A 25,098-nucleotide genomic window follows, 5' to 3' on the forward strand; every position below is an offset into this window, starting at 1 on the left:
TCTCAATCTATCAATGTTCATTGATTAAGATTATATCATATGGAGGCTACTCAGAAGCATCCTTAGCTATACTTGACGTGCTTCATCGCGAATGGATCTTCTTAAAATTTTCCCTACGCTAGTTTTAGGGAGCTCGCTACGGAATTCGACGATCTTTGGCACTTTGTATGGAGCCATTTCATCCTGACAATAAGAAACAACTTCTTGCTCTGTTAATTCAGCTCCTGGCTTCTTAACAATAACCGCTTTGACAGTTTCACCACGATAAGGATCCGGAACACCTACTATGACAGCTTCCATAACAGCAGGGTGTTCATAAAGAACCTCTTCAATATCACGCGGATAAATATTATATCCACTAGCAATAATAAGGTCCTTTTTGCGATCAATAATGGAAATATACCCATCGCTGTCCATCTTTGCAATATCGCCTGTATATAGCCAACCATCTCTCAATGTATTAGCCGTTTCTTCTGGCATGTTCCAGTACCCTTTCATAATTTGTGGTCCTTTAATCACCAGCTCCCCTGACTCACCAAACGGAAGCTCTGTTTTCCCTTCACCTAGATCGACAACCTTATAATCCGTTGAAGGAAAACCAATTCCAACACTACCAGGCTTACGATCACCGAATGGGGGATTTACATGAGTCGTCGGTGAAGCTTCACTCAATCCATATCCTTCGAGTATTTTAGCCCCAGTTTTCCTCTCAAATTCCTTCATTAATCCAACGGGCATTGGGGCGCTTCCGCTATTACAGGTCCGAATGCTACCGAGATTATACTTTTCTGCATCAGGATGATTTGTAAGTCCTACATACATCGTTGGGACGCCTGGAAACATTGTTGGTTTTTCGGTTTCGATCGTCTTCAATACTTCATCAACATCGAATCTTGGTAAAATCACGCTCTCCGCACCAATTCGAATTGACAAATTCATACAAGACGTCATTCCAAAAACGTGAAATAACGGAATGACCGTTAGGCACTTCTCTTCACCAAAGATAAACTCTCCTTTAAAGAATTCAAGGCTTTGCTCTACATTTGCAATTAGATTACGATGAGTGAGCATTGCTCCTTTTGATCTCCCAGTTGTCCCACCAGTATATTGAAGTACGGCGATTTCTTCCTTTGGATCGACAGAAATTTCGTTTAGTTGCTGAGTTGAGCTTTGAATAAATTGGTCAAAGGTCATATCTGGAGCGAAAGATACCTCAGTAGGCTGAAGGGAAACAACAATAACGTTTTTCACATTCGTTTCATTCTGTATCGCTTTTAATCTTGGATAAAGGGCATCATAGATCACAATCGTTTCCGCACCTGAATCCGCTAATATGTACTGAAGTTCGCGTTCAACGAGCATTGGATTAATTTGTGTAATGGTTCCTCCTGCTCTTAATACACCATAGTAGCTAATAGCAAACTGTGGACAGTTAGGCAGCATGAGGGCGACACGATCTTTTGGTTGCATTTGAGAGGTATTCTGAAGCGCAGAACCAAATGCTGAAGAAAAGTGCCCCAGCTCACGGTACGTTATTTTTTTCTGATAGAAAGATAGCGCAACATGATCTGGATAATCGTTCACTGTTTTCATTAACATATCTTGAAGTGAAATGTTCGGAATATCAATCGTACTGGAAATCGATTCAGGGTAATGCTTAAACCAACTCTTTTGCTCGTTCATGCTTACACCTCCGAATAATTAAAACGTTAATCCTCCTCCGTCAACAAGAAGGCTAGTTCCTGTTACGTATGAGGCCTCATCCGAGACTAGAAACAGCACGGCGCTTGCAATTTCTTCTGGTTGTCCTACCCTTTTTAGCGCATTGGCTTTTGAGATAATGGGCCATTTACGATCGTCTTCCTTCCATGGTGTAACAATATTCGTATCGATAACACCTGGACACACAGCATTCACTCGAATATTCTTACCTCCGTATTCAAGTGCAGCATTTTTCGTTAATGTAATCACCCCGCCTTTAGAGGCATTGTAAGGGGCCATGAATTTTTTCCCCTTTAGTCCTAGAAGGCTAGATGTATTAACAATGGAACCACCATTTCTTTTTTCCATTAACGGAATACTGAATTTCATTCCTAGAAAAACGCCTCGTAAATTAATCGACACGACACGGTCCCATTCATCAACGGACATATCAGCTAACTTTACTTCTTCATTACTAACACCAGCATTATTAAAAAGAATGTCGAGTCCACCATAATGCTTTCCACATTCTTCTACAAGCGCTTTCATATCTCCTTCATTTGCTGTGTCTGTTTTTACAAAAATGGCATCACCTCCCATTTTCTTCACTTGTTCGACAGTTTCCTCTCCAGTTTCAGAGTGAATATCTGAGATAACTACTTTCGCCCCTTCATTTGCAAAGCGAATGGCAGTCGCTCTTCCAATTCCTCCTCCGCCTCCAGTAACAATCGCGATTTTATCCTGCAGCCTCATTTTACGCCTCCCTTATTCTCTTTCAAGTATTGTAGCGATCCCCTGACCTCCACCAATACAAGCTGTAATCAGCGCATATTTTCCATCTCTACGATCAAGCTCATAAACTGCCTTTGTGGCTAAAATCGCTCCTGTTGCCCCTAATGGGTGACCATGAGCAATAGCGCCTCCATTGACGTTCAGTACATCATGGTTCATGTTAAGTTCTCGATCACATGCAAGTACCTGTGCAGCAAACGCTTCATTAATTTCAATTAAATCCATTTCCTCAAGAGATAATCCAGTTTGCTGCATAACTTTATTTGTAGCAGGAACAGGTCCAATTCCCATAATATTAGGATCTACTCCGCTTACAGCATATCCTTTAACTACGGCAAGTGGTTTCAAACCGAGCTGCTCTGCTTTTTCACGCGACATGACAATGAGAGTGGATGCCGCATCATTTAAGCCTGAGCTAGATCCAGCTGTCACCGATCCTCCCTTCTTGAAGACAGGTGCCAAGGAAGAAAGCCGTTCCAAAGTAGTTTCGGGTCTAGGATGTTCATCCTTTTTCACTTCAATTGGGTCACCCTTACGAACAGGAACATGAACAGAAGCAATCTGCGAGTCAAAATATCCCTCTACCATAGCTTTACCCATTCGTTCCTGACTTCTTAGTGCAAACTCATCTTGTTCTTCTCTAGAAATTTGATATTTCTCTGCTAAATTCTCGGCTGTAATTCCCATTGGAGGATCTCCAATTTCATGAGGGGAAAGCCTGGATTTCATAAAGCGTGGTGGCATTGTACTATATGGTTTTGAAGGCTTTTCCATTAAATAAGGCGCTTGACTCATACTTTCTGCCCCTCCGACAATATAAACGTCTCCGTCTCCCGATTTAATCGCCTGTGCAGCAAGATTAATCGCATTCAGTCCGGATCCGCACTGTCGATCGATTGTTAAACCTGGTATAGAAAGCGGAAGACCAGCCTGCAATGCTGTCAGTCTAGCGATATTTCCGCCACCTCCAATAACATTTCCAAAGATCACATCATCGATTGATTCAACCTCCAAATTGATTCGAGCAACGGCTTCCTTAAGAGCGATTGCCCCAAGCTCGTGTGCTTGAATCCCAGCAAACGCTCCTCCTTGCCTACCAATAGGTGTTCTTACGCTTGAGACAATAACTGCATCACGTTTCATATTAGCTTCCTCCCCCCATTACATTGCATGTTGTCCACCATCAACAATTAAAATATCTCCTGTTACATAATTAGAAGCATTTGATGCTAAAAATAGTGCTGCCCCTTTTAGATCATCATCTGAACCAAAGCGATTAAGTGGAGTCGTTTCTAACATTTTTTCGCCACCTGCATCAATCAATCCCTTCGACATTTTTGTAGGGAAGAATCCTGGTGCAATCGCATTAACATTTATGTTATAGCCACCCCACTTTACAGCAAGGTCTTTTGTAAATGTGATAACGGCTCCTTTACTCGTGTTATAACCAATCGCGTCCATATAGCGTGGATCAGCACCACCAAGACCTGCGACAGAAGCAATGTTAATGATTTTTCCACTTTTTTGGTTAATCATTTCTTTTCCAACGGCCTGTGCAAAGAGAAATGTCCCAGTTACATTAACTTCCATAACTTTATGCCATGCTTGAAGTGGCATTTCAACGACTGGCGCACCCCATGATGCACCGCTGTTATTGACAAGAATATCAATACGACCAAATTCTTTCATTGTTTCATCTACAACATGCTGAACTTGCTCTTGATTCGTTACATCACATTCAAAAGCTAGAGACTTTACTCCGGCTTTCTGTAGCTCCTCACTAACAGCTTCACAAGCCTCTCGTTTCCTTGAACAAATAACTACATTAGCTCCAGCTTCTGCAAATCCTTCTGCGATTTGCTTACCAAGTCCTCTTCCACCTCCTGTAACAATCGCAGTCTTACCAGTTAAGTCAAACAGTTGCATAACGTTCATCCTATATCCCCCTCGTTATCTATACTTCTTCAATTCTTGTCTTGCTACTGCGCTACGATGCACTTCATCCGGACCATCAGCCAGTCTTAGCGTTCTCGCATTAGCCCAGTGAGCAGCTAGCGTATAATCATCACTAACTCCAGCACCGCCAAAAGCTTGGATGGCGCGATCAATAACACGAAGCGCCATATTAGGAGCCACTACTTTGATCATCGCAATTTCTGCTTTCGCTTCTTTGTTCCCAACTGTATCCATCATATATGCCGCTTTTAAGGTAAGAAGTCTTGCCTGTTCAATTTCAATACGAGAATCAGCGATCCATTCTCGAACAACACCTTGCTCAGATATTTTCTTCCCGAACGCTTCTCTTTCTTGTACGCGCTTACATAAATCTTCAAGTGCGCGCTCTGCCGTACCGATTAATCTCATACAGTGATGAATTCGACCAGGACCTAGTCGCCCTTGAGCAATTGCAAAACCTTTTCCTTCTTCCCATAGCATGTTTGTAGCTGGTACTCGAACATCTTTATATTCAATTTCAGCATGTCCGTGCGGTGCGTGGTCATACCCAAAGACAGGAAGAACACGTTTTATTGTCACCCCTTTCGTATCAAGAGGAACAAGAATCATCGACTGCTGTTCGTGCTTTGATGCGTTCGGATCGTTTTTGCCCATTACAATAGCAATTTTGCACCTAGGGTCACCTGCACCTGACGACCACCACTTTGTTCCGTTGATAACGTACTCATCACCATCACGTTCAATTCGTGCTTGAATATTTGTAGCATCAGATGACGCAACATCAGGTTCTGTCATTGAGAAACAGGAGCGGATGTCCCCAGAAAGAAGAGATTCAAGCCATTGTTCTTTTTGCTCGACTGTTCCGTAACGGACTAATACTTCCATATTTCCAGTGTCAGGTGCCGCACAGTTAAATACTTCAGGCCCAATCATAGAACGCCCCATTACTTCACAAAGAGGAGCATATTCAGCATTGGTAAGACCTGCGCCATACTCACTATCTGGAAGAAAAAGATTCCATAATCCAGCATCTTTCGCTTTCTGTTTTAACTCTTCCATAATTGGTGGAATGGCAGACCACCTACTATCTTGCGCTGAAAGCTGTTCTTCATAGACTTTTTCATTAGGGTATACATTCTCATCCATAAATGCCGTTAATTTTTCAAGATACGATAAGCAACGCTCTGAATAGTCGAAATTCATCATTTGTTGGCTCCTTTTACCAGTTATCTAACTAACCGGTTGGTATGTTCTTGTAATAATTATAAATTTATTATTCAAAATATTCAATACAAATGTTAAAATTTAAAATCCTGTTGGCCAATTAGCTAAATTTCTATTGCTTTTTGAACCGTTTTTATAACACGCCAGTTCAAGGGTTCTGGCAAGAAACACCCGCGTTTCGCCTGGATCAATGACATCATCGATTAAATGCTTCGCGGCTGCTTTATAAGGAGAACTATCAAAGCTCCATTCCTCTAAAAGCTTCTCTCGATCCTGTTTCGGATTTTCAGATTGCATTAATTCTCTGCCATAAACGACATTCACACCAACTTCTGGTCCAGTAAAATTAATTTCTGCTGATGGCCAGGCGACGACAAAATCCGCTCCCATTGTTGGGCCACACATATTCCCGTAAGCTGCCCCTACACTTTTTCTGATGACTACGGAAAGTTTCGGAACCGTGGACTGCGCTAGAGCCTGATTCCACATCATAATTTTCGTCGGGATTTTTCCCTTTTCTGCTTCGGAACTTACTCGGAACCCTGGAATGTCGTGAAGGAAAATCAAAGGTATATGAAATGAATCACACATACAGATAAAATCAGTCGCCTTTTCACATTCCTGTACACCAGCAGCACCTGCATATTTCATCGGTTGATTTGCAATAATCCCTACTGTCCTTCCTCCTATTCTTGATAGAACAGTTAAGAGAGCAGGTCCAAACTCGGGTTTAAGTTCAAAGAACTCCCCGTTATCGACTAACTCTTTCAACACCTTTTTCATGTTATACGCACGATTCCGTTTCTCTGGAACAATTGAAAGTAGCTGATCAACTCGCCTTTCGAGCGAATCCTCATTGTGACATAATGGTGGTTCCTCTTCACTATGCGAAGGAAGATAGCTTAAGAATAACTTCAATTGATCAATGCATTCCTCTTCCGAGTCTGCAGATTGATCAATCTGACCTGTGTGCTTATGATGAATTTCAACACCTCCTAGCTGATTCTCTGTTATTTTCTCTCCAGTTGCAATCTCAAGCATTCTTGGACCAGCTACCCCCATGCACGTCCCATTCAGCTGTGTCACAAAATCCGAAGACACCGCTAGCCATGTTGGTCCTCCGAAACTATCACCTAAAATCGCTGTGACCATCGGAACTTCACGATGATGCATTAACATTTCTTGAGGGAAAAGCTTATCACTAATACCATCAGAGCCCATTCCATCTGGCATTCGGAGACCTCCCCCTTCACTTAAATTAACTAATGGTAAACCTCTCTTTAATGCATACGCGTGAGCAGCTTTTGTTTTTCGAATATGGACAGCACCTTCTGTACCTGCAAATACTGTTTTATCACCAGCTTGAACTACTATCGGGCGTCCATCTACCCGAGCAACTCCACAGATCACACCGTCACCTGGACTTTTTTCCTCTAGTCCTGGAATATCAGACGAGGTTAATTTACCAAGTTCAAGAAAGGACCCTTCATCAACTAGTAGGGCAATTCGCTCCCTAGCTGTCTTTTTACCTTTTGCATGAAGCGCGTCGATTTTATGTTGTCCCCCCATACGCTCTGCAAAAACTCTACGATTCTTTAACTCTTCTACAATATTCTCCATAATCTCACTCTCCTTATCTATCTTTTAACAGTCTTCTCAATACTTTACCTGAAGATGTTGCGGGTAAGCTCTTTCGAATTTCAATCACTTTTGGTGCTTTATAAGCTGCCATATGAGCTTTCGCCCATGCTAATAATTCTTCTATAGATCGATTTGAATCGTTAGGGTCAAGGACAATGACAGCTTTAATGATTTCTCCTTTTTGCTGATCAGGTATTCCGATAACAGCTGTTTGCATAATGGCTGGATGTTCATTCATTAGTGCTTCTACATCTTCTGGAAAAACGCTATATCCTGAGCTCTTTATCATTTCTTTTACTCGACCTTTAAAATACAAATATCCTTCTTCATCAAGGTGACCAATGTCGCCTGTATGAACCCATCCGTTTTTAAGCGTAGCCGCAGTCTCTTCGGGTCGATTGTAGTACCCTTTAAACACACCAGGGCTTTGAATAATAATTTCTCCTTCTTCATAAGGTGGTAGCTCATCCCCACTCTCAAGACCGACGATTTTAATGGTAGTATGATGAATCGGAATGCCACAACTCCCATACTTAATGTTTTCTTTTGGCATAAAAGTGTCACATGTATGCGTCTCACTCAATCCATAAGAAGCTTCATAAAGCAAACCGCCCGTTATTTCTTTCCATTGATTTGCTAGTTTTTCAGTTACTTGGAGCCCGAAACTCGTCGCTAGGTTTAGTCGAAGGGAAGTAAAATCACGCTGTTCAATATTTGGTATTTGCATGATCGCTCCATTCATTGGAGCAATGCTATACCACATTGTAATACGATGATCCTCAATTGTACGAACTACGGTTTCTGGGTCAAATCGACTTAGTAACACCGTTTCATTGCCACTATAAACTGGAAGATTGACGCCCATAACCATTCCAGCAATATGACATAACGGGGCATTGGCCAGTAGCTTTTCACCTTCCCCTACTTGATTACATGTCATTGTTGCAGCGGTTTTATATAAAGCGTTTTCATAAGTTAACATAGCTGCTTTCGGTCTTCCTGTTGTGCCAGATGTAAACACCATCAGAGAAACGTCATCTAATTGAACTTTAGCAGACTGAAATAGATTCGATTCTGTTTCAAAAAGTGATTCAAGAGTCGTAAACCTTGAGGCTTCCTCGGAGTTAAGTAATTCTTGCGGTACGAGAGAGAGATTTTCCTGCTGAATAAGTGATTGATAAGAAACCGTAACAATAAAGGAGAGACTATCTTCCATTTCGTGAAGCATTGGCAATAGTTCTAGGCCGGATACTATACCTTTGATATCTCCTTCGCTTATTAAATATGAAAGCTCTGATGATTTATACATTGGGTTTAATGGTACAACAACTGCCCCGAGCTTTTGGATCGCATAATGGGAAATAAGATATTGCGGACAGTTTTGCATAAATACTGCCACGTGATCGCCTTTCGTTACCCCGATCCTTGCCAAATAATTAGCCAATTGATTTGATCGCTCACTCCATTCCTTCCATGTCAATTCGTAACCATAGTAATGGATTGCTGTTTGATTTGGTGAAACTTCGGCATTTAATGCAAGATATTCATGAAGCGGCTTTTTCCCATTTAAGTATTCTAACGTTACTGGAACAGCTTCTGGCCAACTCGTTTTCATTTTTTTCATAATAGCCTCCTTCATACTGACCGTATGGTATGTCTTTCGTTTATCATACATGTAGCCGTTCTCACTATTCAATATAAAATTCATGTTTTACATAGATAAAATTGGGAAATAGTGTTTTATCACTTTGAAAGGAAGAATGAAGATGAATAAAAACTTATACCAGCTCACACAAGAATATGAAAAATTCACCGATGACTGCAAAGGTGAAACCGTTCCAGAATTTGTAGAGAATTTCATATATGGCTCAATGGACTACAACGAACAGAACCTTCCTAAACTAACGGAAGAAATGGGGAAACAAGCTCAGAATCAAGAACCAGAAGAATTTAAAAGAGCTTTTGACGAAATGCTCCTATATCTAAGAGATCGATTTATGGCGCTCGATCCAGATAAAGAATATTGGCCACTTCACTACCGTGAAGGCGTTAGCGCATTTGTAGCGATGATTGATGGGTTAATCGTTCAATATTTCTCAGGACTATATACAGTAGAAGAATTGAAAGAGCGTACTCCACTATTTGCTGCGGTCATTCTTAATGGATTCGTTGGTGTTAACGAAAACGAATATGAAGCTCTATCGACAGATTAATTGAAAAAAATCCTGCCTTGCCGGCAGGATTTTTAATCTATTATCTTTGCAGGCGATAAACTTGTGAATACTTCTCTTCAAGATATTGAATCAAATATTCAGCATTTAGCCCTTCGCCAGTAATGTCTTTAATAATATCAATTGGTTGCTTTAGCTTACCGTACTGATGGATGTTTTCTGTTAACCATTCTTTAATAGGCACCAAGTCACCCTGTTCTAATAGCTCATCAAATTGTGGGATGTCTTTTAACATAGCATTCTTAATTTGAGCCGCATAAATGTACCCTAGCGCATAGGAAGGGAAATAACCAAATGAGCCACCTGACCAGTGGACATCCTGAAGAACGCCGACCGCATCGTTATCTGGAGTAATGCCTAAATACTCCTCCATTTTTTCGTTCCAGATCGTTGGCAAATCCTTCACTTCAATTTCTCCATTAATCAATCCTTTTTCAATTTCGTAACGAACCATGATATGCAGCGCATACGTCATTTCATCTGCTTCAATTCGAATCAAAGAAGGACCCGCAACGTTAATGGCACGGTAATAATCTTCTAATGAAACATCATCAAACTGTCCAGTTGAATAGCTTTTAAGCTTGTCGTAATTGTTTTTCCAAAATGATTGATGACGACCCACGAAGTTTTCCCAGAAAAGAGACTGTGATTCGTGAATCCCCATAGACGTACCAGTACATAAAGGCGTGCCAATCAATTTGGGTGATAAATTCTGTTCGTATAAAGCATGACCGCCCTCATGAATCGTACCAAATACTGCTGTGCGAAAATCACCTTCATCATACTTCGTCGTAACACGCACATCACCAGGATTCAGTCCAGTTGCAAATGGATGAACCGTCGTATCAAGACGACCAGCGTCAAAGTCATACCCCATTTTCCTCAATACTTCCATACTGAAGGCTTGTTGCTTATCTTGTGGGAAATGTTCAAACAAAAAGTCAGTTTTGGGCTGATCACTCGCATTAACAACTTGTTGTACAAGTGGCACAATATGTTCTCTAAGTTGGTTAAATACGCGATCAATCATTTTCACTGTTACACCTGGTTCAAATAGGTCAAGCAGCGTATCATATTTATTTTCTTCGTATCCCCAATATTCGACAAATTTCTGATTGAATGCAACAAGCTTTTCGAGATACGGTCTAAACAATTCGAAGTCAGCTTTTTCCTTCGCTTCTTCCCAGATCGTCTCTGCTTTCGAACTTAAAATGACATATTCAGAGTACTCTTCTGCAGGAATTTTTATGTTCCGATCGTAGTCTTTACGGCACTCTTCTACCGTTTTACGAGTGATTTCACTTAATTCAGTTTGCTGGTCTTCCTTTGTAAGCTCATCAAGATACCCCTTCATTTCAGGAGATACCGACATTTCAAAAACTTCAGAAGACATCATTCCAATAACCTCAGAGCGCTGTTCAGCACCTTTTTTTGGTGCGCCAGTGCGGAGATCCCAATACATAACCCCAATCGCTTCATTAAAACTCGTCATTTTCTTTACATAATTTAAAAATTCCTGCTCGGTTTGTTTGATTTCTGTTGCCAAATCGTTCAACTCCTTAAAAAGTAATTTCCTTCATAACAATAAATTCGACATATCTCGTTTAACTATGTAAGGATTTGTCGGAAGTTAAAAAATTCTAAAATAATGAATATAAACTTTCTCATGTTATCCTTTGGATAAGCTCAATAGTTCAAGGAGGGATTCAGATGTCATTGCAAAATCTGATAAACACATTTGATCAGGAAAAAGGAAGAAAGCCTGCTAGTGCAGACGAACTACTCGACTTTATCCAGGTGAATTATTTACAAGGTTCGATTTCTTTATATGAGTATCAAACCTATTTTAAAGAGCTCCACTCACAAGGCGCAAAGAAACCAGAGTACTTCACGCATGAAGAAATGAAAGCCTTTTAATCCCTCTTGTTCTATCCTACCATAAGTTACTAATGATACGTACATGAAAAGCCATGGGCAATGCTGCCCATGGCTTTTCTACATTTCCAAACTTCTTTATACGGCATTCATAATAATTGCAATCACCAGACCAATAAGGGCAATTGTTGCAATAATTGATAATATAGAAAGCGCTATAAAAATCCACCCAGCCACTTTACGTCCCGTTTTAAGTAGATAAATTCCAAGTGTAAGAAATGTAAATAGGAATCCTAATACTCCCCATAACCAGGGATTCTTATCATGCTTTGGAGCGTCCATTATTAGAAATATGGCGACTGCAATAGGTACAATAAGACCAATAAACTCGATTGTAAACCCTCCTTCCGTCATTCCCGACCCGGAAAGAATACACGATATTTTATGATTCGTCTATAATAATTTCTAATTTTTCTTTATTTATGTAAAAATGATGAAATAATCCATAAGCTACTATTTCTTTATCATTCCATAACTTTGTTCGATATACAGAAAACACGTACATATTCGTTCTAGTGGTATTTGCTTCAACATATGGAATGACAGCCAAATCGACGCCTATTTCCATAAGCGCATTTTGGTCTTTTTTAAGTTGATCCCCTACCCACCTACTATAATCAGTCTGATTAGGATTTGTATGAAACATTACGAACCCTAATACGACGATGATAATAGACATAGTTTTTTTCATTCATTTCACCCCTCTCTTGTTTCTTTAGCTCTTTTATACCATATACATATTATTCCGTTTAAATGTCTATTAGACGTGGGAACAAATAAGTACATCATAAGTTAAGGGGAGGAAAAATGAAAATGAGACAACATCGAATCAATACGCTAAAACCAGGTGAACACTATACCGCCAAAGAACTGGATAGCTTTGTATCAACGACGGATGTTCTTTTACTTTCAAGTAATGCTTCACAACTTTTTTCTGATCCGGAACGTGAGTATAAGGTGACCCATGAAGTGGAAGGTTTTTTTGAACATTCTTCTGATGAAGGTGAGAAGTACTTTCGGGATAAACGTGCTTATGTTGTTGAAAAAGTATAATGACCTGTTATAAAAGATAATTACTATCAAAAAATCCAAATTAAAACACCTCTCGTCACTAGAGAGGTGTTTTTTACAGTCTTATTATATTAATCTTTCTTTGGCGGTCTCGGTCCAAAGTATTGATAGTAATGCGTTTTGATATCACCATTGTAGAGTTTGCGGTTCTTTGTTGATCTCTTTCCATAAACTTCTTGGAAGCGAGGATGTGAAGTTAGAATATAAACAGACCATGTATCAAGACGCTCACGGAAGGCTTTTCCCATCTTTCGATACATGTCTTCCACTTCTTCTCTTTCACCAAGACGCTCACCATACGGTGGGTTTCCGATGAGAGTACCATACTCAAACTTAGAGCTAACATCCGTAACTTGCATCTGCTTAAATTGAATCATATCTCCAAATCCAGCTTCAAGAGCATTATTCTTAGAAAGGTCGACCATTTTAGGGTCAAGGTCGCTACCAAAAATGTGAAGAGGTTGATCGTAATTTGCAAGGTCCTCCGCTTCAATCATAGCTTCTTCCCAGCGCTTCTTCCCGATCCACTCCCAATCTTCAGAAGCAAATTCTCGATTAAAACCGGGTGCGATGTTTTGGCCGATCATAGCTGCTTCAATTGGAAGAGTTCCTGATCCACAGAATGGATCCATGAATGGTTTATCTGCATTCCAATTCGTTAGCATCACCATTGCTGCTGCCATAGTTTCCTTAAGTGGAGCTGCACTATGGAGGTACCTGTACCCTCTACGGTGCAAGCCTTTGCCACTCGTATCAATTGTAAGAATAGCCGTATCCTTGTGAATCGCAACTTCGATTTTAAATAGTGGTCCATCTTCATCAAACCACGAAACGTTATATTTTTCCTTCATGCTCTCTACGATCGCTTTTTTGACAATCGCCTGGCAGTCCGGAACACTATATAATGTCGACTTTACAGATCGACCACTTACGGGAAACTCAGCATTTTCGGGTAGTAAATCTCCCCACGGGAGTGCTTTCGTTGCTTCGAAAAGCTCATCAAATGTCGTTACTTTGAATTCCCCGACTTTAAGCTTAACCCTGTCAGCTGTTCTTAACCAGTAGTTCGATCGACAGATTCCAATTTCATCACTTTCATAAGTGACTTTTCCGTTATCGACACGTACATTTTCAAAACCAAGATCCTTTACTTCACGAGCAACCAATGATTCGAGCCCCATGGTGGCCGTTGCAATTAGTTCCATTTTCGCCATTTTACCCACTCCAATCTTTTGCTCTTTTATGTAACGTAGGTTTACCCTATTATCATACAAAAATAAATTGTTTCATGTTAGACCTATTTCGCGTGGAGGAGAGAATGTATTCTTTTAAGTCTTTTTATTATGCTTTCCAATCCATGCGCATTCATAGCCTTAACGTACAAAAAAGCCCCTTAAGGGCTTTTCATCAAAGATGATAACGTTCTGTAAGCCATGTTCTGTTCCATCGTACTGCGAACGGGTCTCCCCTCGTACTCAGGTGGTAATCATCTATCTCCAGACGCGTCCTCACCGCCTGGCTTTCTCTCCGTTCAATTCCTTCAAGAAAGCTCCCCTACCATAATTTGGGTTTCTCGCTCGTGGGGTTTACCTCGTTCCACTCTTAATGTTTCCATTAAGACTTCGTCACTGTGGCACTTTCAGAGTATTCGGGCCTTATCCGTGAAGAACTTAGGCCGTTTCCCCGCCGTTAGCCCAATTGGACTACCCTGACTTATTGTTTCATCAGGCACGAACACTACGATCATCTCAGATCGTGCGAGCATGGACTTTCCTCTACATGCCACTTAATTGCGACATACAGCGACTACCCGAACGTTATCATTGTTAGGACAGCAAAAGCAATTATATCTTATATTCTACAATGATGCAAGGTTGCTTAAAGAATTGTTATGTTTATTTATATTAGTATAGTACGGTAATTGAAATTTTTATAACTGTAAAAAATAAACCGCCGTTTGGTGGTTTATTCGTACAACTTACTACCGAAAACGTGTTTCTCTAGGTTTGATAGTCGTTTTAGGATATCATAATTGGTATTTCCAGGCTGCGTTTGAGAACGCGTCTGCTGTCTCTTTTGTTGCTCAGACATACGATCCATCTCTCTTCTAAGACGCGTATTTTCTTGTCTCAGCTGTTCAATGTCATTTTCAAAACGCTCATAATCTTTAATTACTACGTCCAAAAACTTGTCGACATCATCCTGATCATAACCGCGAAATCCGCTTTTAAAATCTTTTTCAAGAATATCTTTAGCTGTTAATTGAGTCGGTTGTTGCTCTGCCATTTTATCACCTCTGTATGTATGCAGTTATTGTCTTTATTTTATTCTTCCAAAAGAGCTTCCTCTTGTCAATCGGAATCTCTTCTATTCTCCTTATTGACTGTAGAAATCGGGATTACTTTCACGTAAATCCTGCTCTAATAAATCAAGGTCAATAGGTGTGATGGTAAAAACTTCGTAACCTTCATCCGTTCTCTGTCTGTTCTTTGCTTCTTTCAAGTAATAATCAGGAGAACCAGGCGTATCTTCGTCATATAATACGAGCATAGCATGACTCTTACGAACGAGAAATTCATTCTTTGCTTTCAATTGCCCTGGATTTTCGTAAGGTCGACTTGTGATTGATTCAACAAAGTCAGCTTCTCCCATGATCATTTGATAGAATTCTTGAGTAGGCTCTTTCCATTTACTTTCTTGATCTAGGAATGGCGTTAAAACGGCTAGCTTTAAATCGGGATACATTTCTCTTAAATCAAGTGCAACTTCAGCAGCCCAGAGCTCAACACCAGTTTGCCCACTGATTAGTATCCACTCAAAATCTCTCTCTTCGATAAGCTGAGACATGCGACTCTGAAGGGCTGCCTTTATAATTGGAAGTCCAGGATGATCGTCGTTAAATATTCCTAGTTCGTGTGCCTTATAGCCAGTAACAAGTAAAACGTTTGCCACTTAGACACCTCCTATGTAAAAACGAACTGGAAGACCAGTTCGTTTCATTATTTCGTTATTTTCTTCTCTTTTGAGCAGGACTTACTTGACCTGGCATACCATTGCCATTTGGTCCTTGCATAGCTCCTGCTACTTGGGAAGGATTAGTAGGTGCGTATCCAGCCGGCATTGCGCCTGTCGGGCGTGGTGGCGGATAATTGTTCATGTGTGAAGCTAGCACTTCCTCTGACTCTGTTAAAGGATAACTATGATTGTGCTCATACATGTGATGATGGACGTTTTTAATATGCGTAGGATGAATATGATCTACGTTGTGCTTATAATAGTGATTTTTGACACAACATTTTGTCGGATATACAACAGGACTTGTCGGACATGGACCTCCAGGACCTTGCATTGCTGGACTTACCTGACCTGGCATGCCGCCTTTCATGGCCGGACTCACCTGGTTTGGCATATTCGCATTTGGACCCTGCATTGCTGGACTTACTTGATTTGGCATATTCGCATTAGGTCCCTGCATTGCTGGACTTACCTGATTTGGCATATTCCCATTCGGGCCCATGCGATGATGTCTATGAAACATAGTGTAGGTTCCCCCTTCTTAAATTGGTGAATTCCCTACTAGCCTATGTTGATCACGATGTACATGTACTGTGTATTCGTCCTTATTTCCTCAATACAAACGCAATTTCCACGCCTATTTTTGTACGACTACTTCATTGTCACTATAAATCTGGGCCGACTCACTAATTTGACTCATAACGACCACTGTTAACGCAATTACCATAAAAAACATTACCATAATGACCTGCTTCAATTACCATCTCTCCATTACATCAAATCTGAATCCTTTTCTTAAAAAAACAGAAACTTCAATATACTACTCAAAGTTACAACAAGAGACGACAATTGTAAACGGTGTTTCTACATGTTTTCTAAAAGAAATCGTCGAATATCATCTCTTTGTGCGCTTGCCCGGGGAATAATTAGGAAAATGAAGCTATTTCCTACCAAATACGAGATTATCTCTAGCAATTCGCCGTCTTATTTCTTGTTCATGACCGTCCTTCATGTCCAATTTGTGAAACATTTTCAAACAAAGCTCCGCTGTCATTCTTGCGTCGTTTAGGGCATGATGACGTTCATGACGTTCAATATTTAATTTCCTTATCAACGAATCAAGCTGCGGATTACTGCGAGGAAATAATTCCTTCGCCAGTGCTTCCGAATCCAAATAAGGTGGTAAATAATCTGGCAACCCCCATTTTTGAACGAGTGTTTGTAGAAAATAAACATCAAATTTAACTGGATGAGCAATAAGGGTCGTCCCTTTACTAAACGCCATAAATTCTTCAAATGCTTCAATAAATGTCCATCCCGCTCTTATTTCATCAATGGATAGACCCGTTAGATGTCTAACAACTCGCGGTACTTTATGAATAGGGCGAACAATTCGATAGAAAGTTTCCTCGAGAATCCTTCCTTCAACAAGATCGATTTTAACCGCACCGATCGAAATAACTTCATCTCCGATAGCTGGATAAAAACCCGTCGTTTCGAGATCGTAAACGGTAAAATATCGACTGCTTGATTCTTGATATAATAACAGAGACTCCTGTAAGCGATCATAAACTGGTAAATCCTTGTCCCTTTTGATCTTTTTCTGCCATTTCACACGATCATATAGATAATAGCGCAATAATTTCAAACCTATGGACGACATTGTTAAATACTCCGATTCCTTCGAAAGCTTAATTCACTTACCTGCTGCATCCGTTTTGCTACAAGCAATGCTTCCCTCATTTTCCTTCTCTCTTCTTTTTCCCATTCGATTGGCCTTACTTGATTCGAAATCTCTACCCCTTTTTCTAGTTGATAAAGGTTTTGCCTAACACGGAACGTATAAAGGTAATGAAGAGATGTTTCGATATTGATCACATCACGATGATGAAAAATTTCTTTTTTCTTTAACTCATGAAGCCTTTTGATTGTATTAACTTCTTCCACTCCATATTTCATTGCAAAAATTCGAATACCGTTCACGATTTGCATAATAGCAGCTTTTTTCAAATCAAGCGTTTTTTCTTTCCCACGAAGTTGAAGCTTTCCAAGAGGATTTAACGGCACGCGAAAACGAATCGTATCCTTCATTAACAGCATTTGAAGCGTTTGAGCTTTCTTAATTCGCGCAGTAATGCGACTTCTTAATGTTCGTGCGAGATCAAAATCTCCGTAAACAGGACGAAAATCCATAAAAATTGTAAAATTCCGGATCTCTTCAGCATCTGTTTCAGTAATCCAACGATTTACTTCTGTTTGCCAATTAGAAAGAGAGCGTCTCCATTTCTCATTTTTCGCCATTATGCCACCCTCACACTCAGGGAGACCACATGTCGTAAGCATCGTATTGATTTTCTTTGCAAATATCGAGAAATACGTTTCAATTTCCTGTTTATGCTCGAGGTGTTCATAATCATCAATAATAAGTCCGTTGTCTTGATCTGTACTAAAAGCCTGTTCTTTGCGCCCTTCGCTCCCCATAACGATGAAGCAAAAGTTCACTGGCGCCCGTCCATATCCCTCACTGATCATTTCCTTCTCTGCAAGTAAAATAATGCGTCGATGTATTTCATCATTATAATTGGACATCATCTCACATATTTCATAACCCAACGTATTTGCGTCAAGTAACTCTTGAATAAATGAGCGGAATTCTTCATGTATTGGTGGTGAAAGATTCATTATTTCATTAAGCTCTTTAGCTCGTGATAGTCGATAAGACAGATCTAAATAGGCCGATTCCTGAATCCCTAAGAAAGATTTGGCTGAAACCATACCGACAATACGATCTCGCTTTACAACAGGTAGCAAAGAGACTTTGTGAAATTTTAAGTACGCCAATGCTTCATAACTAAAGGCATCCTCTTCTACCATATTAGGTTTTTGATACATCCACTTATGAATAGGATCTTGAAATTGTCCCATTGTAAGTGCATTTATGACCTCTAGCGGTGTTATTGTACCAAGAACACTTTCACGATCTTCACTTACTATCACACCGTCATAATTTTTCGTTCGAAAGAGCTCAGCTGTTTCTAATACCGTATAAGTTGGTGGGATCGTCACCTTCGTATCCATAATCGCGCTCACTCGTGTTCTATACAAGGCAATGTTTTCACCATCGGCCTCCCGATCTCGCTCTTGCTTAATTTCATCATAGAGGCTTCTCATACGTTCACCAATGGTATCGAGAACATTATGTGAAAAGGCAGGGTTTTCTGTCATGATCTTTAGCATGACTTCTTTTTTGATTCGAATCACCTGGCAATCTTCATTAGCTTGAACAGAAAACGTCATAGACGCATCTGTAAGCATAATCATGAGCCCAACTAGATCTCCGGGATAGTAGAAACGCATTGTCGTTTGTTGCCCATTCGCTTTGTGTACGATGTTTTTAGCAATACCTGAGACGAGGAGATAAAGCGTATTCGTATCTTCATCTTCGTGATATAAAAATTCACCCTTCTGATAAGTTGCGAAATGTGCTGATTCCATTAGACTTTCGATTTCAGCATCGCTCAAAGAATGAAATGGTTCCTTTTTCTTCAACACTTCATAGAAATCCTGCATAACAACCTCCTATCGTTAGCGAGCTGCTTTTTGCTCAATTCTCTCGATTCGCTTCATATATTGCAGCCGCTCGTTCTCTTCTTTATCTTTAAGAATCCGTTTCTTCTCTTTCCACTTTTGGTATGCAGACAGAGCATAGTGAAGGGCTTTCTCATAGTCTTTCGCTTTATGCTCATAATATTTAGCTAATTCAATATCGCACTCTTCATCATTTGTGGATTGTGATAGCGTCAGCCAAATCTCGATGGCTTCTTGAACGTTATCCTGCTTCTTATATATCCGTGCAAGCGCCTTTTTTGCGTCCTGTTCATGACGACCAGTTGTCTTTTCATATAGTAAAGCCGCATGATCCTCTTCACCAACAGCTTCCCACCATCGAGCAGACTGGTATTGTTCACCAGCTGTTAAGGACTTTCCTTCCACATCAAGAAGGAGATTAGACAAACGAGTATATAGCGTGATTAAAGATAAGATATCTTCTTCATTGTGTTTCATCACGCCTGCGATCAGCTCTGGATCTGGATCTTTTACAAACTCGAAATAAAGCATAGGAGCTAAATAGCCTGGAATATCTTCTTCCCGTTCAAAACCTAGCTGCTGTTCTTCTACGTTCGCGAGTCTAACAGACTCCATATCATTTTTCCAGAATCGCCTCGCTCCGTGCAACAGATCGAAATGACCAAATTGCGGTAACTTAGGGACTTGTTCACGAATAAGCGTATGACGTGTTTTCACCTGTGGCCAATCAAACGCTTTGCCATTGTAGGTAACTAGGTTCTTCAATTCTTTTACATCTTCTAAAAAAGCTTGATACATCGGAACTTCTGCACCTGGGCCAGGCAAGAAATACTGATTTACAGAAATTCCTTCTTCTGTATACTGGCTATATCCAAGTAGAAAGATAGTATTTCCAACCCCACCTCCTAAGCCAGTTGTTTCTGTATCAAAAAACAATAAATCGGATGGCTGAAGGTGTTTTGAGGAGAGTGGATGTGCACGATAGTGACGATTCCAGCGTTCGACAACTTGCTCAAGTTCTTGGAAAGTGTAACGTCCATGCTGATAGGAAGTTGGATACTGTTTTTTTCTCACTAGCGCATATTCTCCGTCAAAGAAAAACGGGTGAGCATCTAAATCACGCCACTTGTTCAAATGAGGCACTTCGTGAATCGGCTGCTCTACTTTCGCTTCCACTTCTTCTCCTTCGTTCAAGTTCATATGCTTTTTCATTCGATTTAATTTAGCTTTCAGTGACATCAGAATGTTCACCTCTTAAATATTTAAGTAAATAAATGGCTGTTTGCTTACTATTTTCACCCGTTTCACCGGAAACGCCCACACATGAAGGACAGCCACTTTCACATTCACAATTAACAACAATGGATTCGGCTTCTTTTAATATAACCCCTAGCTCTTTGTAAACTCGCTCCGATAGCCCAATGCCACCAGGGTAGCGATCATAGAAGAAAACGGTAGGCTTGTTTGAATGGACAGCTTTGATTTGTGGTGTCACATGGAGATCCGATACATCGCACATGACAAACAGCGGAGCAACGTTACGAAGAACGTTACCAAGTCCTAACAATCCTTCCTCTAAGCGATTTTCTCCCATTGTTTGAACGAAGCTTTCAGGAAAGTCAAACCAGCAAGCATTCGTGTGAAGCTCTTCCTCGGGTAAGTGAATCGGACCTGATCCAATATTTTCGTGAGTTTCAAATTTAATTTTCTTAAAAATAGTTGCCATAGCATTTACCATAACTTCTCCATACGTTGCGGTTGTGTGTGGGAGCGGTTCATGCTTGTCTTCTTCTAGAACCTTCAGTTGAACAGCAAGATTAGCATCCGTATAGTAATCCACATCAACTTCCCTTACCCAAGCTTTTTTCTCGTCATAGTCAAGAAGCTCCACTTGATATTGCACACCCTGGTGAAGGTAAATCGCTTCTTCATGAAGAAGCGTCATGGCACTAAATCTGTCCATTTCTCCAATGACTTTTACATTAGCAGCCGTTGTTTGATCAATAATAACGACATTTTCCTGCGAAGCAGAACGAAGGCTTACGTTGTGAGCCGGGAATGCATCGTTCATCCAGAACCAGCGATTTGCCCGATGATGAAGCAGCTGTTCGTCTGTTAAAAACTCAAGAACATCCTCGATGTCTTCCCCACCAAACGTATCCCCTTGTTGAAATGGAAGCTCATACGCTGCACATTTAACATGATCTACAAGAATAATTAAGTTATTGGGGTTCACTCGCGCCTCTTCTGGGTTCCGTTCAAAAAAGTAATCCGGATGTGTAATCATATATTGATCAAGCGGACTAGAACTAGCGACGACAAATACAACAGACTCATCTTGACGGCGACCCGCACGTCCAGCCTGCTGCCACGTGCTCGCAATGGTGCCTGGATAGCCTGTCAGCACGCACGCTTGAAGCTGTCCAATGTCCACACCAAGTTCGAGGGCGTTCGTGCTTACCACGCCTTTAATGTCTCCATTTCGAAGTCCTCTTTCAATTTCCCTTCGCTGCTTCGGTAAATAACCACCCCGATATCCCATAATGGAACGCGGTCCTAATTCACGCTGTTCTAGCTGCTGTAAGTATGTGAGAAGGATCTCAACCCGAACACGACTACGCGCGAAAACAATTGTTTGAATGTTGTTTTTTAATAGTTCCGCCGCTAAGTTTCGTGCTTCAAGCGTAGCCGATCGTCTAATGTTCAAGGCTTGATTTACAACAGGGGGATTATAAAGAACAAAATGCTTTCGTCCAGTAGGAGCCCCATTGTTATTAATTAACGTAATTCCTTCACCAGTAAGCTCCTCTGCAAGCTCTTTTGGATTCGCAATCGTAGCCGAAGTACAAATAAATATGGGATTACTTCCGTAGAATTGACAAATCCTTTTCAATCTTCGAATCACATTGGCTACGTGACTCCCGAAAACACCACGATACGTATGTAGCTCATCGATGACAATCACTTTAAGGTTCTCAAAAAGAGAAACCCACTTCGTATGGTGTGGGAGAATAGCAGAATGCAGCATATCTGGATTCGTCATCACAATGTGCCCTGCTTTTCGAACGATTTGTCTAATGGTTGGAGAAGTGTCCCCATCATACGTATACCCTTTTAAATCCACTTCCATTTCATCAATCAATTCATTTATTTCACTTTTTTGATCTTGCGCAAGGGCTTTTGTTGGAAATAAATACAGTGCCCGACTTGACGGATCCTTCAAGATCGTATCCAAAACAGGCAAGTTATAGCACAAAGTTTTCCCAGAGGCGGTTGGTGTAACAGCGACAAAACTGTTCCCCTTTGAAGCTTCTTCATATGCTGTAGCCTGATGAGTATATAGCTGTTGCACTCCTCTATCTTCAAGTGCTTTCTTTAACTCAGGCTGCAATTCTGCAGGATATGGCGCTGTTTTAGCTTCTTTCGGTTCAATCGTTTTCCAATTAACAATATTGGATCGATACTTTTCCTCCTGCTGAAACATCTCCAGTAGCTGGGGCAGTTTCTTTTTTCTTTCCATCCGATCACCTCAAAAATTATTCTATTTCTATTGTAGCGAATATGCGTTCGAATGGATACCGTTTTGATTTGAAAGTAAAGCTTTTCCATTACCTACTAACTAATAATCGAAAACCTTCGTCAATGCTATTACAATCGAGCTCATTTCTTTCTTTAAGAGAACACGCTTTTCTCTTAAGGTACACGTATTCATCTTCAAAATAGAAACATATCAAATCAGGGTGCAATAGAGGCTTTCTATCGAGAATTTATCATCACCATACTTTTTCTCGTCCGACAACTTTACTAGTGACAAAGAAGCTACCATGGTCTCACAACCTGGGTAGCTTCTTTGTTTAATTATCCAATTCTTTTATTACCTTCTCTACATTCGTCTCAGGAAGCGAACAACTAAAATTCTCACAAACATAGATCGTTGTCGTATCTGTCTTTTCAAATTCAGCTACAAATGGAACTGCTTCTTTTAACAAGGTAGGATCTTCAGTACTAATCACTGTAAGTTCAGGGAAAAAGTTCTGCTGTAAAAACTCTGCAATCTTTTCTTTGCTTGTATCACCATTTTTCCCAATAATAACAACTTCTTTTGGAGAGGATAAAGTATAAAGCTTGCTCATTAAGAAATAAGCGTGTCCACTGGAATACGAAGATACATCACCTGAAAAAGCGGTAAACATCTTGTTAGCCCACACATCATACTTTGCCTCCCCCGTTAACTTCGACAAACGAAGCAGTTGAAGAACAGCTACACTATTTCCAGACGGTAGCGCCCCATCATGCACATCCTTAGGTCGTGCAATTAATTCATCTGCATCATGGCCGTAAAGATAGAAACCTCCAGCGCTATCGTCCCAGAATAAATCGTGCATCTCATCTGACAGTTTTTTCGCTTTGACGAGGTATTCTGACTTAAACGTAGCTTCATACAATTCGTTTAATGCCCATAATCCATAAGCATAATCATCATGGTATGCTTTAAATTTCACTTCACCATCGCGGTAACGAGCCATTAATCTACCGTCTATGACGAGATTTTCTTCGATGAATCTGAATGATTGCTCAGCAGTTTGTGTGTAGGTATGTTGAGCGAACACCCTTCCTGCCTTAGCGAAAGCTGCAATCATAAGCATATTCCAGCTTGTAAGGATCTTATCATCCTTATAGGGGTGAATCCGTTTTTCACGAACCTCATACAGCTTCTTTCTAGCCTCTTTTAACTGCTTATTAACATCTTTTTCTGTCATGCTAAATGATTTAGCAACCTTTGAAAGATCGGTTTGAATCAAGTTAGGAATGTTTTTCCCTTCAAAGTTCCCTTTTGACGTGATGTCATAAGCTTTGCAATATAGGGAGCCTAGCTTATCGCCAAGGATGTCGTGGACCTCACTCTCTGTCCAAACATAAAACTTCCCCTCTTCTCCTTCTGAGTCAGCGTCTTCAGCGGAATAAAAGCCACCTTGCTCACTAGTCATATCTCGCGTCACATACTCGAGAACATCACAAGCGACTTTCTTATAGTGTTCTTCTCCCGTTACTTGATAAGCTTCCGTGTAGGTAAGGGCAAGCATGGCGTTATCATACAACATCTTCTCAAAGTGAGGCACTAGCCATTCCTGATCTACCGCATATCTTGCGAAGCCATAGCCAACATGATCATAGATCCCGCCCTTTGCCATCGCGTCAAGCGTTCGTGTAACCATTGTTAATGCGAGATCATTATCGTATTGTCGATAATATCTAAGTAAATACATCAGCATATGAGGTGATGGGAATTTTGGAGACTGACCAAAACCACCAAAGATGGTATCAAAGGAATTTTGCATCTGCTCAAAAGCTTTATGTAAAGGTTCCTCTGTTAATTCCCCACCTTCTGCATTCATCCGCTCTTGCAAGGAGGCTGTAATTTTCTCCCCGATTCCTGTAATTCGATCAGGGTTTTCCTTATATTGCTGATAAAGCTGCATAATAGCATCTTTAAACCCAGGAATATTGTATCTGCTTTCTTTCGGGAAGTACGTTCCTGCGTAGAATGGTTTTTGATCAGAAGTTAGAAAAACGTTCAATGGCCACCCACCCTGACCCGTTAATCCCTGACAAACTTTCATATATATTGAATCAATATCTGGACGCTCTTCGCGATCGACCTTAATCGCTACAAATCGATCGTTTAAAAGCTTTGCTGTTTCCTCATCCTCAAAGCTTTCTCTTTCCATTACATGACACCAATGACAAGTGCGTTAGAATGACCACCTAACTATACCCAATAGATACAAGAACAGGTTTGTTCTCGCGTTTCGCTTTTGCAAATGCTTCATCACACCATGGAAACCAGTCCACTGGATTATACGCATGTTGCTGTAAGTATGGAGACTTCTCAGCGATTAATCTATTGGGTATCTTTTTAGATGTCATAGGGCACCACCACCTT

Annotated in this window: 22 protein-coding genes, 1 other RNA gene and 1 pseudogene; 3 read left to right on the plus strand and 21 right to left on the minus strand. The window is 40.6% G+C overall.

The window, feature by feature from the left end:
* Positions 1-66: 66 nt before the first annotated feature.
* The 7 genes from AC0VYO_RS12205 to AC0VYO_RS12235 form a co-directional block, all read right to left on the minus strand.
* Entirely contained in the window at positions 67-1,683 is a 1,617-nt protein-coding gene (locus AC0VYO_RS12205) for a long-chain-fatty-acid--CoA ligase (RefSeq protein WP_475367628.1), read from the minus strand.
* A gap of 18 nt (positions 1,684-1,701) precedes the next feature.
* Positions 1,702-2,454, minus strand: a complete 753-nt coding sequence (locus AC0VYO_RS12210; protein WP_475367629.1) for an SDR family NAD(P)-dependent oxidoreductase — start codon at positions 2,452-2,454, stop codon at positions 1,702-1,704.
* Positions 2,455-2,466: 12 nt separating this feature from the next.
* A complete protein-coding gene (locus AC0VYO_RS12215) occupies positions 2,467-3,636 on the minus strand; it encodes a thiolase family protein (RefSeq protein ID WP_475365296.1) in 1,170 nt (389 codons plus the stop codon).
* An 18-nt stretch (positions 3,637-3,654) separates the two neighbouring features.
* A complete protein-coding gene (locus AC0VYO_RS12220) occupies positions 3,655-4,428 on the minus strand; it encodes an SDR family oxidoreductase (protein WP_194221807.1) in 774 nt (257 codons plus the stop codon).
* 15 nt (positions 4,429-4,443) lie between these two features.
* Positions 4,444-5,652 (minus strand): acyl-CoA dehydrogenase family protein, encoded by a 1,209-nt coding sequence (locus AC0VYO_RS12225; protein ID WP_475367630.1) that lies wholly within the window; start codon positions 5,650-5,652, stop codon positions 4,444-4,446.
* Between the two features lie 102 nt (positions 5,653-5,754).
* On the minus strand, positions 5,755-7,293 hold the full coding sequence (locus tag AC0VYO_RS12230; protein ID WP_475365297.1) for an acyl-CoA carboxylase subunit beta: 1,539 nt from the start codon (positions 7,291-7,293) through the stop codon (positions 5,755-5,757).
* Positions 7,294-7,306: 13 nt separating this feature from the next.
* Positions 7,307-8,938 carry a class I adenylate-forming enzyme family protein gene (locus AC0VYO_RS12235; RefSeq protein ID WP_475365298.1) on the minus strand — a complete coding sequence of 544 codons (1,632 nt, stop codon included), beginning with the start codon at positions 8,936-8,938 and terminating at the stop codon, positions 7,307-7,309.
* Between the two features lie 142 nt (positions 8,939-9,080).
* Between AC0VYO_RS12235 and AC0VYO_RS12240 the strand changes: the two genes are divergently transcribed.
* Entirely contained in the window at positions 9,081-9,527 is a 447-nt protein-coding gene (locus AC0VYO_RS12240) for a hypothetical protein (protein WP_430242888.1), read from the plus strand.
* Between the two features lie 40 nt (positions 9,528-9,567).
* Here AC0VYO_RS12240 and AC0VYO_RS12245 read toward each other — a convergent pair whose 3' ends face one another.
* Entirely contained in the window at positions 9,568-11,091 is a 1,524-nt protein-coding gene (locus tag AC0VYO_RS12245; protein ID WP_475367631.1) for a carboxypeptidase M32, read from the minus strand.
* Positions 11,092-11,255: 164 nt separating this feature from the next.
* Between AC0VYO_RS12245 and yppF the strand changes: the two genes are divergently transcribed.
* Positions 11,256-11,462, plus strand: coding sequence for a YppF family protein (gene yppF / locus AC0VYO_RS12250; RefSeq protein WP_475365300.1), 207 nt, complete (start codon positions 11,256-11,258; stop codon positions 11,460-11,462).
* Positions 11,463-11,558: 96 nt separating this feature from the next.
* On the opposite strand, the gene AC0VYO_RS12255 is transcribed toward yppF, so the two are convergent.
* Positions 11,559-11,834 (minus strand): hypothetical protein, encoded by a 276-nt coding sequence (locus tag AC0VYO_RS12255; protein ID WP_283154157.1) that lies wholly within the window; start codon positions 11,832-11,834, stop codon positions 11,559-11,561.
* A gap of 28 nt (positions 11,835-11,862) precedes the next feature.
* Positions 11,863-12,171 carry a hypothetical protein gene (locus AC0VYO_RS12260; protein WP_475367632.1) on the minus strand — a complete coding sequence of 103 codons (309 nt, stop codon included), beginning with the start codon at positions 12,169-12,171 and terminating at the stop codon, positions 11,863-11,865.
* A 116-nt stretch (positions 12,172-12,287) separates the two neighbouring features.
* Here AC0VYO_RS12260 and AC0VYO_RS12265 point away from each other — a divergent pair, with 116 nt between their 5' ends.
* Complete coding sequence (locus AC0VYO_RS12265) at positions 12,288-12,533, plus strand: hypothetical protein (RefSeq protein WP_371017220.1); 246 nt, start codon at positions 12,288-12,290, stop codon at positions 12,531-12,533.
* Positions 12,534-12,622: 89 nt separating this feature from the next.
* Here the strand turns inward: AC0VYO_RS12265 and AC0VYO_RS12270 are convergent, their stop codons facing one another.
* The 11 genes and pseudogenes from AC0VYO_RS12270 to AC0VYO_RS12320 form a co-directional block, all read right to left on the minus strand.
* Positions 12,623-13,765 carry a THUMP domain-containing class I SAM-dependent RNA methyltransferase gene (locus tag AC0VYO_RS12270; RefSeq protein WP_194221817.1) on the minus strand — a complete coding sequence of 381 codons (1,143 nt, stop codon included), beginning with the start codon at positions 13,763-13,765 and terminating at the stop codon, positions 12,623-12,625.
* Positions 13,766-13,973: 208 nt separating this feature from the next.
* An RNA gene (rnpB, locus tag AC0VYO_RS12275) (RNase P RNA component class B) lies at positions 13,974-14,369 on the minus strand.
* Positions 14,370-14,516: 147 nt separating this feature from the next.
* Positions 14,517-14,837: a cell division regulator GpsB gene (gene gpsB, locus AC0VYO_RS12280; RefSeq protein WP_048309322.1), complete on the minus strand. Its 321-nt coding sequence runs from the start codon at positions 14,835-14,837 to the stop codon at positions 14,517-14,519.
* 90 nt (positions 14,838-14,927) lie between these two features.
* Positions 14,928-15,503, minus strand: coding sequence for an SLOG family protein (locus AC0VYO_RS12285; RefSeq protein ID WP_430242902.1), 576 nt, complete (start codon positions 15,501-15,503; stop codon positions 14,928-14,930).
* A 55-nt stretch (positions 15,504-15,558) separates the two neighbouring features.
* Positions 15,559-16,089 (minus strand): CotD family spore coat protein, encoded by a 531-nt coding sequence (locus tag AC0VYO_RS12290; RefSeq protein WP_194221819.1) that lies wholly within the window; start codon positions 16,087-16,089, stop codon positions 15,559-15,561.
* A 417-nt stretch (positions 16,090-16,506) separates the two neighbouring features.
* On the minus strand, positions 16,507-17,214 hold the full coding sequence (locus AC0VYO_RS12295; RefSeq protein ID WP_475367633.1) for a 3'-5' exonuclease: 708 nt from the start codon (positions 17,212-17,214) through the stop codon (positions 16,507-16,509).
* 17 nt (positions 17,215-17,231) lie between these two features.
* Complete coding sequence (locus tag AC0VYO_RS12300; RefSeq protein WP_475367634.1) at positions 17,232-19,136, minus strand: DUF294 nucleotidyltransferase-like domain-containing protein; 1,905 nt, start codon at positions 19,134-19,136, stop codon at positions 17,232-17,234.
* 15 nt (positions 19,137-19,151) lie between these two features.
* Positions 19,152-20,393: a ribonuclease H-like domain-containing protein gene (locus tag AC0VYO_RS12305; protein ID WP_475365305.1), complete on the minus strand. Its 1,242-nt coding sequence runs from the start codon at positions 20,391-20,393 to the stop codon at positions 19,152-19,154.
* A complete protein-coding gene (locus tag AC0VYO_RS12310) occupies positions 20,377-22,674 on the minus strand; it encodes a DEAD/DEAH box helicase (RefSeq protein WP_475367635.1) in 2,298 nt (765 codons plus the stop codon). Before AC0VYO_RS12310 ends, AC0VYO_RS12305 begins: the two co-directional genes overlap by 17 nt.
* Before the next feature lie 334 nt (positions 22,675-23,008).
* Positions 23,009-24,883: a thioredoxin domain-containing protein gene (locus AC0VYO_RS12315; RefSeq protein WP_475367636.1), complete on the minus strand. Its 1,875-nt coding sequence runs from the start codon at positions 24,881-24,883 to the stop codon at positions 23,009-23,011.
* Positions 24,884-24,923: 40 nt separating this feature from the next.
* Positions 24,924-25,082, minus strand: a pseudogene (locus AC0VYO_RS12320) (DUF255 domain-containing protein); the annotation flags it as partial.
* Positions 25,083-25,098: the final 16 nt, after the last annotated feature.

This window comes from Anaerobacillus sp. 63XJN7_4_ISO-PGPR-S23-413 (genome assembly GCF_056173725.1).

Excerpts from the sequence above, each read along its gene's own strand:
- AC0VYO_RS12205 (WP_475367628.1), bottom strand. The coding sequence starts at position 1,683 with ATGAACGAGCAAAAGAGTTGGTTTAAGCATTACCCTGAATCGATTTCC.
- AC0VYO_RS12210 (WP_475367629.1), bottom strand. The coding sequence starts at position 2,454 with ATGAGGCTGCAGGATAAAATCGCGATTGTTACTGGAGGCGGAGGAGGA.
- AC0VYO_RS12215 (WP_475365296.1), bottom strand. The coding sequence starts at position 3,636 with ATGAAACGTGATGCAGTTATTGTCTCAAGCGTAAGAACACCTATTGGT.
- AC0VYO_RS12220 (WP_194221807.1), bottom strand. The coding sequence starts at position 4,428 with ATGAACGTTATGCAACTGTTTGACTTAACTGGTAAGACTGCGATTGTT.
- AC0VYO_RS12225 (WP_475367630.1), bottom strand. The coding sequence starts at position 5,652 with ATGAATTTCGACTATTCAGAGCGTTGCTTATCGTATCTTGAAAAATTA.
- AC0VYO_RS12230 (WP_475365297.1), bottom strand. The coding sequence starts at position 7,293 with ATGGAGAATATTGTAGAAGAGTTAAAGAATCGTAGAGTTTTTGCAGAG.
- AC0VYO_RS12235 (WP_475365298.1), bottom strand. The coding sequence starts at position 8,938 with ATGAAAAAAATGAAAACGAGTTGGCCAGAAGCTGTTCCAGTAACGTTA.
- AC0VYO_RS12240 (WP_430242888.1), top strand. The coding sequence starts at position 9,081 with ATGAATAAAAACTTATACCAGCTCACACAAGAATATGAAAAATTCACC.
- yppF (WP_475365300.1), top strand. The coding sequence starts at position 11,256 with ATGTCATTGCAAAATCTGATAAACACATTTGATCAGGAAAAAGGAAGA.
- AC0VYO_RS12255 (WP_283154157.1), bottom strand. The coding sequence starts at position 11,834 with ATGACGGAAGGAGGGTTTACAATCGAGTTTATTGGTCTTATTGTACCT.
- AC0VYO_RS12260 (WP_475367632.1), bottom strand. The coding sequence starts at position 12,171 with ATGAAAAAAACTATGTCTATTATCATCGTCGTATTAGGGTTCGTAATG.
- AC0VYO_RS12265 (WP_371017220.1), top strand. The coding sequence starts at position 12,288 with ATGAAAATGAGACAACATCGAATCAATACGCTAAAACCAGGTGAACAC.
- AC0VYO_RS12270 (WP_194221817.1), bottom strand. The coding sequence starts at position 13,765 with ATGGCGAAAATGGAACTAATTGCAACGGCCACCATGGGGCTCGAATCA.
- gpsB (WP_048309322.1), bottom strand. The coding sequence starts at position 14,837 with ATGGCAGAGCAACAACCGACTCAATTAACAGCTAAAGATATTCTTGAA.
- AC0VYO_RS12290 (WP_194221819.1), bottom strand. The coding sequence starts at position 16,089 with ATGTTTCATAGACATCATCGCATGGGCCCGAATGGGAATATGCCAAAT.
- AC0VYO_RS12300 (WP_475367634.1), bottom strand. The coding sequence starts at position 19,136 with ATGCAGGATTTCTATGAAGTGTTGAAGAAAAAGGAACCATTTCATTCT.
- AC0VYO_RS12305 (WP_475365305.1), bottom strand. The coding sequence starts at position 20,393 with ATGTCACTGAAAGCTAAATTAAATCGAATGAAAAAGCATATGAACTTG.
- AC0VYO_RS12310 (WP_475367635.1), bottom strand. The coding sequence starts at position 22,674 with ATGGAAAGAAAAAAGAAACTGCCCCAGCTACTGGAGATGTTTCAGCAG.
- AC0VYO_RS12315 (WP_475367636.1), bottom strand. The coding sequence starts at position 24,883 with ATGGAAAGAGAAAGCTTTGAGGATGAGGAAACAGCAAAGCTTTTAAAC.